At 58.5% G+C, this 13331-nt stretch carries 11 protein-coding genes and 1 pseudogene; 3 read left to right on the plus strand and 9 right to left on the minus strand.

The annotated features are described in order from the left end of the window. Positions 1-453: 453 nt before the first annotated feature. From NMP98_RS15835 to cofG, 3 genes and pseudogenes are all read left to right on the plus strand, one after another. Positions 454-1052, plus strand: a pseudogene (locus NMP98_RS15835) (IS5 family transposase); the annotation flags it as partial. Positions 1053-1341: 289 nt separating this feature from the next. Beyond that, complete coding sequence (gene cofC, locus NMP98_RS15840; RefSeq protein ID WP_254858828.1) at positions 1342-1950, plus strand: 2-phospho-L-lactate guanylyltransferase; 609 nt, start codon at positions 1342-1344, stop codon at positions 1948-1950. Between the two features lie 47 nt (positions 1951-1997). Then, on the plus strand, positions 1998-3083 hold the full coding sequence (cofG, locus tag NMP98_RS15845; RefSeq protein WP_254858829.1) for a 7,8-didemethyl-8-hydroxy-5-deazariboflavin synthase subunit CofG: 1086 nt from the start codon (positions 1998-2000) through the stop codon (positions 3081-3083). Here the strand turns inward: cofG and cofH are convergent. From cofH to NMP98_RS15890, 9 genes are all read right to left on the minus strand, one after another. Next, positions 3080-4414, minus strand: a complete 1335-nt coding sequence (gene cofH, locus NMP98_RS15850) for a 7,8-didemethyl-8-hydroxy-5-deazariboflavin synthase subunit CofH (protein ID WP_254858830.1) — start codon at positions 4412-4414, stop codon at positions 3080-3082. The two genes, cofG and cofH, sit on opposite strands and share 4 nt — an antisense overlap. A gap of 487 nt (positions 4415-4901) precedes the next feature. Beyond that, positions 4902-5297, minus strand: a complete 396-nt coding sequence (locus NMP98_RS15855; protein WP_254858831.1) for a hypothetical protein — start codon at positions 5295-5297, stop codon at positions 4902-4904. A gap of 55 nt (positions 5298-5352) precedes the next feature. After that, the gene (locus NMP98_RS15860) at positions 5353-5988 is read right to left on the minus strand and encodes an IS6 family transposase (protein WP_254857797.1); all 636 of its coding nucleotides are present in this window, start codon (positions 5986-5988) and stop codon (positions 5353-5355) included. Between the two features lie 202 nt (positions 5989-6190). Then, on the minus strand, positions 6191-7099 hold the full coding sequence (locus NMP98_RS15865; protein WP_254858832.1) for a beta-keto acid cleavage family enzyme: 909 nt from the start codon (positions 7097-7099) through the stop codon (positions 6191-6193). Between the two features lie 132 nt (positions 7100-7231). After that, complete coding sequence (locus tag NMP98_RS15870) at positions 7232-8896, minus strand: acyl-CoA mutase large subunit family protein (RefSeq protein ID WP_254858833.1); 1665 nt, start codon at positions 8894-8896, stop codon at positions 7232-7234. 47 nt (positions 8897-8943) lie between these two features. Beyond that, positions 8944-10785, minus strand: coding sequence for an acetyl/propionyl/methylcrotonyl-CoA carboxylase subunit alpha (locus tag NMP98_RS15875; protein ID WP_254858834.1), 1842 nt, complete (start codon positions 10783-10785; stop codon positions 8944-8946). Between the two features lie 108 nt (positions 10786-10893). Continuing rightward, positions 10894-11304: a cobalamin B12-binding domain-containing protein gene (locus NMP98_RS15880; RefSeq protein WP_254858835.1), complete on the minus strand. Its 411-nt coding sequence runs from the start codon at positions 11302-11304 to the stop codon at positions 10894-10896. Positions 11305-11493: 189 nt separating this feature from the next. Beyond that, positions 11494-11742, minus strand: a complete 249-nt coding sequence (locus NMP98_RS15885; protein ID WP_268105408.1) for a DUF8022 family protein — start codon at positions 11740-11742, stop codon at positions 11494-11496. 2 nt (positions 11743-11744) lie between these two features. Then, entirely contained in the window at positions 11745-13295 is a 1551-nt protein-coding gene (locus tag NMP98_RS15890) for an acyl-CoA carboxylase subunit beta (protein WP_254858837.1), read from the minus strand. Positions 13296-13331: the final 36 nt, after the last annotated feature.

Raw genomic sequence — 13331 nt, forward strand, 5'->3', positions numbered from 1 at the left:
GGCGGCATCGGAGCCGTGTGCTGTGTTATTTTATTGCGCACGCGTGGATAATGTGGTTGTGGGAGTTGAAAAAGAAGGAGATCAGTGGCGCGACTTCAACGATATCTCGCCGAAGGGATGTTAGTGACTCGTCCGAACTGTTCCGGCTTAAATTTCGTCCAGAGGTAGTCGATCGTGTTTGCAGATGTCGAGTCTTCGCTAGGTTGTACAGAGTAGAAATTGAGGTCTCGTCGGCGGTTGTACCGACGAAAAGATCTCTTCGACATTGATTTCAGCGTTGGCGGTGAGGTTAAATAAATCACCACATCAAACCGCTTGGCGAGGGAATTAACGAGCCGGACCTTGTGGATCTCACTGTCTGTTTATGGTTTAAACGGCACTGGTGAATCGCTAGAAAGCATCGGCTCCGACCGTCAGAACTAGTGGAATGAAGCGGGAAACCGCCGATGGTCCATGTCTAAGATTTCCTGCTTCACGAGCAAAGCGGTTCAGTTAGCTAAAATGCCGTCGGTGGCCGAGACGAAGTCGCCGCCCCCGAAGGAAATGGTGGCTTCGCCGACTATGCGGTTGTGTAGCTGCACTCTCTGCGGGTTTACTTGGAGAAATCCTACCGAGAAGCGCTGGATTTTCTGAGCGAGATGCCACATATTCTCGGAGAGATCGGCCTCAAACCGGCCGATCTCCCGGATCACTCAACGTTAGTAAAGTGGTTTGACAGGATCAAGACAGCACTCTGACGAGTGCTGCTGCGCCGACAGGCGCAGCTGCACGAGCCAAGTGGTCACGCTGCCATCGATGCGACGTTCTTTGACCGCGAAAATGCAAGCAAACACTACTGTCACCGGACGAATTATCGCGTCCAGACGCTCAAAGCGACAGCTCTCGTCGACACAGAACCGCAAGTGATTCTAGACGTTCACTGCACGACCGAGAAACGCCATGATACACAACTCGGCTGGCAACTCGGGCGAGATTGCCAGCCCCGCTGCCGACAAAGGCTATGACTGGATGAGTTACGCGAAAAAGGTGTGAGACCGCTGATCAAACACCGGACAACGACGCGCTGGAAGAAGTTGGTCAAATAGGTGGAGATCAAACTGGCGGTAATGGGATGGCCGAGTTGCCCGACGACATCCCGATGCCGTACGACCATCTCTCTGAAGAGGAGTATTTTGTTGAAGAGAATTCACCCCTATGACGGTATGATGCAAGTTAACTAGAAAATATCACATGGGGGACATAACCTCTGAAACGAAGTACACTATTCTGCTCAACACAACCGTTTAATCCGGAGTGCCAAAATCGGTATGAATATCTGCCACTAACCAGTAGAGATTATCGATGGAGGTCATCATTCCGTTCTCAATAAAGTCCCCGAAGACTCGTCTTAAACCCGCTCTGTCAGCAAATGAACGGAAGCGTTTTGCCAAATCGATGCTTTCGGACGTTTTGACCGCGCTCGCCGAAACAGACGCGTCGCCAACTATCCTTGCAACTGGCCCGGTCGATTGTGACGCACCCGTCGTCATCGACCAACGCGACCTCGATACCGCAATTACCGACCAACTGGCAGACAGTAGTTTCCCGGTTGCTATCGTCATGGCCGATCTGCCGCTAGTCACACCGACTGCGCTCGAACGTCTGTTCGAACCGGACGCCGATATCGTCCTCGCACCTGGCCGCGGAGGCGGCACCAACGCCATCGTTGTCCGTCACCCGGAATTCAGGGTGGACTACCATGGCATCTCAATCCGAGACCATCGTACCATCGCAAAGAACGTCGATGCTGAGGTCGGTGAGATCGATTCTTTACGACTTTCGACCGATATTGATGAGCCCCAAGACTTTGCAGAAGTTTTGCTGCATAGCAATGGTGCCGCAAATGAGTGGCTTACGAGCGCCGGTTTTGAACTTGCTGCAGATGGTCGCGTGACCGTCGAGAGACAGTAATCCAGACGGTCTGAATCTTTTTCTGGATCGGGAACGGTATCTGTAATATGTCGCCCCGCAGCGCGAAGTACAATTCCGAGGTTGATATTGCAGATAAGGGTGTTGAGTACCTTCTTTCGGTCACCCCCGCCGACGTTTCGGCTGCCACGAAGTTGACCTTCGCACGCAACGTGTTCGTCCCGCTGACGACCGCCTGTCGCTATACATGTACCTACTGCACCTACTACGACCCACCGGGACAGGCGTCGCTGCTGTCGCCTGAAGAAATCCGCGACATCTGCCAGCGCGGTGCCGACGCGGGGTGTACGGAGGCGCTTTTCACCTTCGGCGACGACCCCGACGACCGGTACACGGCGATTCACGAGCAACTCGCGGAGTGGGGTCACGACTCGATTCACGCCTACCTCCGGGAGGCCTGCGAAATCGCTCTCGACGTGGGACTGTTGCCCCACGCCAACCCCGGCGACCAGACCCGCGAGCAGATGGAACTGGTCGCCGACGTGAACGCCTCGATGGGCGTGATGTTGGAGACCACCGCCGAAGTGCAGGCCCACGGCGGGCCGCGGGCGAAGGAGCCGGGCCAGCGACTCGCCACCCTCGCTACCGCGGGGGAACTCGGCGTCCCGTTCACGACGGGCATCCTCGTCGGCATCGGCGAATCCTGGCAGGACCGCGCCGAGAGCATCCTTGCGATTCGGGACCTCCAGGAGCGCTACGGCCACATCCAAGAGGTCATCGTCCAGCCCGTCGTGAACAACGACCGCTGGCAGAGCGGGTCGCCGGACGTCGAAACCATGCGCAGAGTGACGGCGATGGCACGGGTCGGCCTTCCCGAGGAAGTGAGCGTCCAGTCGCCGCCGAATCTCGCGCCCGTTCGGGAGTTACTCGACTGCGGCATCGACGATTTGGGCGGCGTCTCGCCGGTCACCGACGACCACATCAACCCCGAGTACGCGTGGCCACAACTGCGTGAACTGGAGTCAATCGCCGAGGAGGCCGGCGTCCCGCTGAACGAGCGGCTTCCGGTGTACGAACGGTACATCGAAGACGGGTGGCTCTCCGAGCGCATCGAGGCGGCGCTGGACGCCGACGATGCCGCCGGGGAACGCTACCGGGCGCTGTTGGTTGATTAACGCGACACCAGGGGCGTGCCGTCGGCGTTCAGCCCCAACTCCGGCCCGTGGGGGCCGTCCTCGGGGTCGATGCGGCGGCGTTTCTCGTAGTCCGTCGAGCGCTCGACGGGAACGCGTCCGATGGCCGAAATCATGTCCACGTACTCCTGGAACGACCGGAACTCCCCGTACTCGCCGCCGGCGCGTTTCGTGATTTCCTCCGAGAGGATGGTGCCCATGAAGTCGTCGGCGCCACAGGAGAGCATCTTCAGCCCTTGAGCGTCGCCGTATTTCACCCACGACGACTGGATGTGCTCGACGTTGTCGAGATACAGCCGTGAGACGGCTATCATCAGTTCGTCCTCGTGGACGGTCGCCCCGGAGTCGACCATTCCGCGTTCGGCCAGCGGGGTGTCGTGGTGGACGAACGACAGCGGGACGAACTCGGTGATGTTCCCGGTTCGGTCCTGTAACTCTCGAATCCGGTCGAGGTGCAGCGCGCGGTGGGCCTCGTTGTCGACGTGGCCGTACATGATGGTCGCGGTGGTGTCTAACCCCACGTTGGCGGCGGCTTCCATCGCCTCAAGCCACTCGCCGGTATCGATTTTCGCCGGACAGATGACCTCCCGGACTTCGTCGACGAGGATTTCGGCGGCGGTGCCTGGTACGGAGTCGAGGCCGGCGTTCTTCAGACGGCGGAACACCTCTTCGTAACTCCAGTCGGTGCCGCGGCGGGCGTGGTAGGCCTCCTCGGGCGTCATCGAGTGGACGTGGACGCCGTCGACGGCCATCGCCCGAATCTGTTCGACGTACGTTCGGGGGTCGACCTCGTACTCTTCGGGTGGGCGGTAGTTGAGGTCGCCGCGGTCGCTCGATTCGAGTATTTCGCGGTGTTCGTCGTCGAGCGCGAAGGCGGGGTGGAGTCCCGACACCGAAGTCACCTCGTAGATGCCGCGTTCGACGGCATCTCGGACGATTTCCCGCGACTCGTCGGGCGTCTTCGTGAAGCCGCCGTGGTCGTCCTGGTAGGTCGTGCGGAACTGCTCGGAGCGGTCCTTGAAGTTACAGAACAGACACCCGGTGTTGCAGGCGGTCGTGATGTTGTTGTTGAGGTTGGCGACGAACGTGACTTCCTCGCCGACGACTTCTGCGCGGCGGCGGTCGGCGGCCTCCAACACTCGCTCTTTGCGTTCGAGGTCGATGCCGTCCCGTTCGGTTCCAGTGGTTAGCAACTCTATGGCGTCGTCGACATCGAGTCGGTCGCCGCTCCGCGCTTTCGCGAGAGCGTTCTCGAAGGATTGCTCCGTCTCGGGGCGGTGTTCGAAGCTAGTAGGTTGGTTCAAGTTCCCCATAAGTATATCAAGAGCTTTTATCACATAATGTTTATCGGCCTTCTATATATCGTAGATCAATCAGCATTATGTCGTAGTGTTCCCTACACGTGGCTTGCGCGCATTCCAACAAAGCTGTGAGGTGTGTCTCTTTGGACGTCAGCCGAGAAATGTACTGGTCGCGCCCGCGCCGCCATCGATCCAACTGGCTCCGGCGTGGCTAGCCCAACTGCCACATAGCAACCGCACTATCCCGTCCGGGACTGAAAGTCACTTACTACAATCGTGGATGTTGAAACGCTGTACCTTACAACAGCAACTCAGTGATCTCAAAGAACAGTGATACCAAAATTGGTCTGTCGGTCGCTCAACGCGACGGCAGTGACCTGTGAGTCTCGCTGCTAACCATGGCTACGACGTGGAAGCCTTTCCGATGACTCCTCAAAAATAGTGTCAAATATAGTGTGAGCCCAGACCCGTGTCTTCAGACGCAAGAGGAGGTCAATAATTAGGCTTTAGAAAGCTCCCCGACGATGCGAATCGAATCATAGGGGATTGAAATTTCACGTTCGTTTTCCATATAAGAAACTTCAATAATACCGTGTGAATCCAGCGCTTCAATATCAGCGGTTCCTTTATTTCCAAGTGATAACTGATCTATAAGTTTCTCGGCAGAGATTGTGGATTCTTTCATCACCGCTTGGATAATCCGAACTCGATCCTTTGTGAACACCTCTGCCACATCATTGAAATTTTTTGTAATCGTTGCCAGTGACGTTTTCTCCTCATCCATCGCCCGAGATACATTCTTACTACCTTCAAGACTTTGGACAAATTCTATTTGAAGGGTTTCTTCATCTTTCGAAGTCTTTGTCTGACTACTTGGATTATTTTGTTTAGTCATGGTATGTCATTATGTCCTTAGCAAATAAATGTATGCCCTCACGCGGCCATCGTGTTTAGTTAAGTGAATTCCACCAGACGGCGAAGGCTTGCAGCCATGTTTCTGCCGTCGTCGGCTGCACGTGGCTAAAGCTATTACTAAACGAAGAAGTTCGTCGTTTTATCTCTCTAAAGATACGTTCGACAGCATTCCGATTTCCATGCCGGATCGTCTGAAATCGGAGCCCTGCTCGGCGGAGTGCTGCCGCTAAATGTTTGGCGTAATCGACGAGAAACACGGCGTCAGAGACGTCGTGTTTCTCACGAAGTTCCTGCAGAAATCGCTGTGTCAATGCAGTTGTAGTGGTCGTAAACAGCCGTACGTGCAGGAATTTGTTTGTCTCTGGATCGACAGCGGCGTACAGCCAAAACTGCTGACCGTTGATTTGGATCACCGTTTCGTCAAGCGCAACGTGATCCGGACTGGTATCGTCGGCTGGCTGTAGATCGGCTTTCTGCACCCAATCGTGAACGGCTTTTCGTGACCGTTCGACACCGAACTTCTCAAGTTCTCGAATGGTATTCGAAAGTGATAGACCAGCCAGATGGAGTCGAATACCGAGCTTCATCAGCTCGCTCGGTGTCCGCTCTCGCTCCACAAAATCTAACTCGATCCAGTCGCTACAACCGCTGAGGCGTGTGATTTCTGCCATAGACACTCAGAAAATCACCACGCCTCACTCTTCATCCTTAACTAAACACGACCCACGCGGCAATAAGGATACTGATGGTATGAGGTCTTACTGATACTATTGAAATCGCCACCACATCTTACAGTTATGTATACAGCTTGAGGACGTCATAGACTCACCAACTAATTCATGGGAAGTTTCGGGACTTACCCCCCGAGGCAGTTCACTGTAAACTGAGTATTTGTCGGGCTTCTGCGGGTGTTGCTGTCTCACGACCAACGTTTTCCACCATCGCGACCGCTTTCGAAACTAGCTCAGCGTTATCTAAAGCCCGCTGGCCGCCTGGGAGATAGAAGTTATCCTCCAACCCAACACGAACGTTCCCACCCATTGCAACGGCTGTGCTGACGAGTTTCCATTGCTCCCGTCCGACTCCGATAACCTGCCATGTTGAGTTCTCCGGCAAGCGGCGAACTTGCTCAAGAAGAGACCCAGGTGTCGCTGGCATTCCCCCAAGAACACCGAGAACGAGGCTAAACTGGAGCGGCGGCTCAATCTCACCACGTGTTAGTAGCGGTCGGATACTGCGGATGTGTCCGGGGTTAAAACACTCTAATTCCGGTTTGATACCGACATCACCCATGGTTTGTGCGAATGTACTGATATCCTCGAAAGAGTTAACGAATGTCTCCTCGAAGACGAATTCCTCAGCCCCAGTGTCAAACTTTCCATAGTTCATTGACCCCATGTTCAGCGCGGCGACTTCTGGCTCGGCAGCACGGAGGTAGCTCGTTCGTTCCTCAACAGGAACACCGAACGCCCCCGTCGAGAAGTTGACGATGACATCGCTACGCGCACGAATCTCCTCGTATATTTTATCATAGACATCATCTTCAAATGTAGGCTCACCACTATTCGTCTTGGCGTGGATATGAACTTGAGCTGCTCCCGCCTCGCAGGCTTTTTCAGCCTCGATCGCTATTTCTGTCGGAGTATGTGGAATTCCCGGATGATGGGATTTTGAGGTCGTTGCACCGGTTAATGCTGCCGTAACGATAGCTCGTTCTGGATCATTTCCCTTGCTCGTATCGGCGACTGTACCTGCGGGACTGGCTGCTTGGTCTACGGACATTGATAGCTAATATCTAGTCAAAGCGGTCGTAAATACACCTTTGGTTACTGACCGGGCAGAGTCTTACAGCGCTAGGAGAACCGGTCCGGCAGTCATCAAAGAGCGATACGACTCGATAGGCAGCTGTCTAGCTTAGTACTCGCCGAAGACGTCGCGCATCGCGTTACAGATTTCGCCGGTCGTCGCGTAGGCCTTCACCGCGTCGACGATGTAGGGCATGACGTTTTCGTCACCTTCGGCGGCCGCTTTGAGGTCGGCGAGAGCATCGTCGACGGCCGCCTGGTCGCGGTCGTCGCGAATCGCCTGGACGCGTTCTTTCTGTTGTTGTTGTTCCTCCTCGGAGACCTCCTCGATGTCCTCTTTGGGGTCCTCGTCGACCTGATACTCGTTGACGCCGACGATGATTCGCTCGCCCGTCTCGATTTCCCGTTGGCGCTCGAAAGCGACGTCCTGAATCTCCCCTTGGACCCACCCGCTTTCGACGGCCTGCCGCATCCCGCCGCGGTCGTCGATGTCGTCGAGGATGTCGAAGGCCTCGTTTTCGAGTTCGTCGGTCAGCGATTCGACGTAATAACTGCCCGCAAGCGGGTCGATGGTGTCGGCGGCGCCGGACTCGTGGGCGAGGATTTGCTGGGTTCGCAGGGCGGTGCGGACGGATTTCTCGGTCGGCAGACTGAGCGCCTCGTCTTTGCCGTTGGTGTGGAGGCTCTGGGTGCCACCCAACACGGCGGCGAGTGCCTGATAGGCCACGCGGACGACGTTGTTCTCGACCTGCTGGGCGGTCAGCGTCGATCCGGCGGTCTGGGTATGGAACTTCAACTGCTTGGAGGCGGGTTTCTCGGCGTCGAAGCGTTCCTCCATGATTCGGTACCACATCCGGCGTGCGGCCCGGAACTTCGCGACTTCCTCTAAGATGTTATTGTGGGCATTGAAGAAGAAGGAGAGCTGGGGGGCGAACTCGTCGACGCCGAGGCCGGCGTCGATGGCGGCTTCGACGTATTCAACGCCGTCGGCGAGCGTGAAGGCGATTTCCTGTGCGGCGGTCGCGCCGGCCTCGCGGATGTGATATCCCGAAATCGAGATGGTGTTGAAACTCGGGACCTCCTCGGCGCAGAACTCGAAGATGTCCGTGATGATGCGCATCGAGGGCTCCGGCGGGAAGATGTAGGTGTTGCGGGCGATGTACTCCTTGAGGATGTCGTTTTGGATGGTCCCCCGCAACTCCTCGCGGTCGACGCCCTGTCGGTCGCCGACGGCGATGTACATCGCCAGCAGCACCGACGCGGGGGCGTTAATGGTCATCGAGGTCGAGACTTCGTCCAGCGGGATGCCCTCGAAGACGGTCTCCATGTCGTCGAGAGAGTCGATGGCGACGCCGCTTTTGCCGACCTCGCCTTCGGCCATCTCGCTGTCGGAGTCGTAGCCCATCTGGGTCGGCAAATCGAAGGCCATAGAGAGGCCGGTTTGGCCCTCGTCCATCAGGTAGTTGAATCGCTCGTTGGTCTCGCTGGCGGTGCCCATGCCGGCGTACTGCCGCATCGTCCACAGTCGGCCGCGGTGCATCGTCGAGTAGACGCCGCGGGTGTACGGCGACTCGCCGGGGAAGCCGATGTCCTCATCGTAGTCGATGTCGGCGATGTCGGCGGGGGTGTAGAGGGGGTCGACCTCCTGGCCGCCGGTGTCGGTCGTGAACTGCTCTTTGCGCTCCCCGAAGCGCTCGACGGTGGGGCCAAAGGTGTCCTCGGTCCAGTCCTCGTGGCCCTCGCGGATGGCTTCGAGGTCGTCGGGGTCGAACATATGTTGTTATTTTGTATATTGATCTTTGAGGATTCCCATCTAGACGATTAGTCCAGCACAACCAACGGGTCGCCCTGATTGACCGACTGGCCCTCCTCGATGGCGACTTCCGTGACCGTGCCACCTATTTCGGCGATGACGTCGTTTTCCATCTTCATCGCCTCAAGCACGCAGATGACGTCACCGGATTCGACGGTGTCGCCCTCCGCGACGTTCACTTCGAGGATGGTTCCCTGCATCTCGGCGCTGACGACCTCGCCCTCCGCGGAGACGGCGGGGGCGCTGCTGCCGCCACCGCCTCCCCCTCCGCCGCCACCGCCGCCACCGCCGCCTCCGCCAGCGGCGCCCGGTGCGGGACGGGCCGCGGCCATCTCGGCGCGCTCTTCGAGGTTCACCTGGAAGCGCTTGCCGTTGACCTCGACGGTGAACTCACGCTCGACGACCTCCTCGTCGGTCTCGCTTTCGGTGTCACCGGTGCCCCACTTCTCTTGGGCCTCGTCGAGGCGGTCGCGGTCGAGGTGATGGTCGAGGTACTTCGTCGTGTGGGTGCCCGCGGTGAACTCCTCGTCGTCCAACATGAGCCGGTGGAACGGGATGATGGTCGGGATACCCTCGATGTCGTACTCCGCAAGGGCACGGGCCGAGCGGGCGAAGCACTCCTCGCGGTCCTCGCCGTGGACGATGAGTTTCGCTATCATCGAGTCGTAGTCGGTGACGAGGTCGTCGCCCTGTCGGGCGGCGTCGTCGAGACGAACGCCGATACCGCCCGGCGGGTCGTACACTTCGAGTTCCCCGCCCGAGGCGGGCGCGAAGTCGTCGGCGGCGTTCTCGGCGTTGATGCGGTACTCGATGGCGTGGCCTTCGAGTTCCACGTCGTCCTGTTCGAAGGTCAGCTCCTCGCCAGCGGCGACCCGCAGTTGCCACTTGACGATGTCGATGCCCGTCAACTCCTCGGTGACACAGTGTTCGACCTGAATCCGAGTGTTGACTTCGAGGAAGTAGAAGTTCGCGTCCGGACCGAGCAGTTCGCCGTCCTCGCGGTCCTCTTCCTCGACGAGGAACTCGAAGGTACCGGCGTTGTAGTAGTCGGCCTCGTCGGCGCCGCGGCGGGCGGCCTCGCCGATTTTCTCTCGGAGTTCATCCGAGAGTGCCGGCGAGGGGCCCTCCTCGATGACCTTCTGGTGGCGGCGCTGGAGCGAACAGTCACGCTCGCCGAGATGGCGGACGTTGCCGTGTTCGTCGGCGAGAATCTGTACCTCGATGTGTCGGGGTTCCTCGAGGTACCGCTCGAGGTACACCGAATCGTTGTCGAAGTACGCCTCGCCCTCTCGCTTGGCGGTTTCGAGTTGCTCCTCGGCCTCGTCGGGGTCGCGGACGATTTTCATCCCGCGGCCACCACCGCCGCCTTCGGCCTTGATGGCGATGGGGTAGCCGTTCTCCTCGCCGAACTCGTGGACCTCCTCGACGGTGTCGACGGGGTCAGTCGTCCCGGGGACGATTGGCACGTCGGCAGCGTCCATCACCTTCCGGGCCTTCGTCTTCTCGCCGGCCTGCTCCATCGACTCCGAGGACGGGCCGACCCACGTGATACCCTCGGTGTCCTCGACCTTCCCGGCGAACTCGGCGTTCTCTGCGAGGAACCCGTAGCCGGAGTGGATGGCGTCGGCGTCGGCCTTTTCAGCAGCCTCGATAACGCCCTCGTGGTCGAGATACGAATCGGCTGCCCGGGCGGGACCGATGTTGTACGCTTCGTCGGCATAGCGGACGTGGCCGCTGTGTTTGTCAGCGTCGCTGTAGACGGCGACGGTGTCGATACCGAGGTCATCGCAGGCGCGCATCACACGCACCGCGATTTCACTCCGATTGGCGACGAGTACCTTGTCGAACATTCCCGCTGTGGTCTGCCTCCGGAACACACCTTATTCTATCGGTTACGAGTGCGGTTTGCTGCTTAGCCCCATCTCTGGGTTTATCTCTACTCGAAAGTGAATGGTACCTTACCGCTCAGGTGCATTGTCGCGGATAAAGTCAATCGTCTCTGCCATAGAGGCCCCCGGCCCAAAGACCTCCGAAACGCCCAAATTCAGAAGGTCAGCTCGGTCTTCCTCAGGAATGATACCACCGACCAGCACGAGGGTGTCGTCAAACGCCTCGTAGGCTTTGAGCCCATCAATCACCTTCGGGACGAGCGTGTTGTGCGCCCCCGAGAGGATAGAGATTCCAACGACGTCAACGTCTTCTTGGACAGCTGCCTGCACGAGTTCGTCCGGCGTCTTGTGTAGTCCCGAGTAGATAACCTCGAAGCCGGCGTCACGGAAGGCACGCGAGATGACGTGTGCACCACGATCATGTCCATCAAGCCCGACTTTCGCTACCAAACACCGAATAGAACGGCTTTCATCCGACATGGTATGCAATAGAGGATCTGTCCAATATCTGGTGGTATGTGTTATAAACGTCCATAACTGTTGTTCGTGGGGCATGCGACTTTATAGCGTCGATACCGACGCTGTATGCCGAACGCTGCGATAGGACGCCGGCCAGAATACATTGAATTTGCTACAGAGCGAGAGACCCCATACCGTGAACCGGGCGACTCAGCCCATCCGACCGGCTCGCCCGCTCGCCGACCAGCCGTCAGTCGGGGCGTCGGTCGGAATTCGGGGGCTACGCTGCAGGACCGCGTCCATTCGACTTGCAAACTGCCAGCGATTACCCTGCCACGAGGGGTCATCCTTGGCCTCAACGTTCTGTTCTTGGATGTATGTGGAGACGGCCGCGACGATGGCAGCAGCCTCCTCACCGTTGGCATCCTGTGGGACGAACCCCGGAATGTTGTCTTCCATGCTCACAGCGGGATATTGCCGTGTTTGCGGTCCGGCGTGTCCTTGCGTTTGGATTCGAGCATCTCGAGGTCGCGAATGAGTCGCGGCCGCGTCTCCTTCGGTTCCAACACGTCGTCGACGAATCCGCGCTCGGCCGCCGTGTAGGGGTTGGCGAACTGGTCGCGGTACTCGTCGATGAGTTGCTGACGCCGAGCCTCCACGTCGTCGGCAGCCGCCAGTTCGTCGTCGTAGAGGATGTTGACTGCACCCTTCGGACCCATGACCGCGATTTCTGCGGTGGGCCAGGCGTAGTTCACGTCGGCTTCGAGGTGTTTCGAAGCCATCACGTCGTAGGCGCCGCCGTAGGCTTTCCGCGTGATGACGGTCAGAAGCGGCACCGTCGCCTCGCTGAAGGCGTACAGCAACTTCGCGCCGTGTTTGATGATGCCGCCGTGTTCCTGGTCGGTGCCGGGCATGAAGCCGGGCACGTCGACGAACGTGACGATGGGAATGTTGAACGCATCACAGAACCGGACGAATCGGCCGCCTTTCAGCGAGGCGTCGATGTCCAGCGTGCCGGCGTTCACGCGCGGTTGGTTGGCGACGACGCCGACCGAGCGGCCGTCGAGGCGGCCGAACCCGGTGACGAGATTGCGGGCGTATCCATCCGCAACCTCGAAGAACGAATCCTCGTCGACGACGCGGTCGATGACATCGACGATGTCGTAGGGTTTCTGCGGTTCGGCGGGCACCACGTCGGCCAACTCTTCGTCGCGGCGCTCGGGGTCGTCCCACGGTTCGACCCGCGGCGGGTCCTCGACGTTGTTCGAGGGGAGATACGACAGCAGGTATCGGATGTCGTCGAGTGCTTCCTTCTCGGCGGCCGACGAGAAGTGTGCGACACCGGATTCCTTGGTGTGCGTAGACGCCCCGCCCAACTCCTCGAAGCCGACCTCCTCACCGGTGACCGTCTCGATGACATCCGGGCCGGTGATGAACATGTGGCTGGTCTCCTCGACCATGAAGATGAAATCCGTAATCGCCGGCGAGTACACCGCGCCGCCGGCACACGGGCCCATGATGGCCGAAATCTGGGGGACGACGCCGCTTGCTTTCTGGTTGCGGTGGAAGATGTCGGCGTACCCAGCCAGTGAGTCGATGCCTTCCTGAATTCGGGCGCCGGCAGAGTCGTTCAGGCCGATAATCGGTGCGCCGGTTTCGACGGCACGGTCCATCACCTTACACACTTTCTCGGCGAAGGCCTCGCCGAGCGATCCCCCGAAGACGGTGAAGTCGTGTGCGAAGACGAACACCTGTCGGCCGTCGACTTCGCCGTAGCCGGTGACGACGCCGTCGCCGTAGGGCTGGTTTTCCTCCATGTCGAAGTTCGTACAGCGGTGGGTTTTCAGCTGGTCGAACTCCTCGAAGGTGCCGTCGTCGAGGAAGTACTCGATTCGCTCGCGAGCGGTAAGCTTCCCCTTTTCGTGTTGCTTGGCGATGCGCTCTTCGCCACCGCCCTTCTCAGCATCGTCCTTTTTTATACGGAGATCAGTTAATGGATCTTTGTCTACCATTGTACACAAGTTCGATGGAACGATTGACATTTACGG

Source organism: Natronomonas gomsonensis (genome assembly GCF_024300825.1).
GTDB lineage: Archaea > Halobacteriota > Halobacteria > Halobacteriales > Haloarculaceae > Natronomonas > Natronomonas gomsonensis.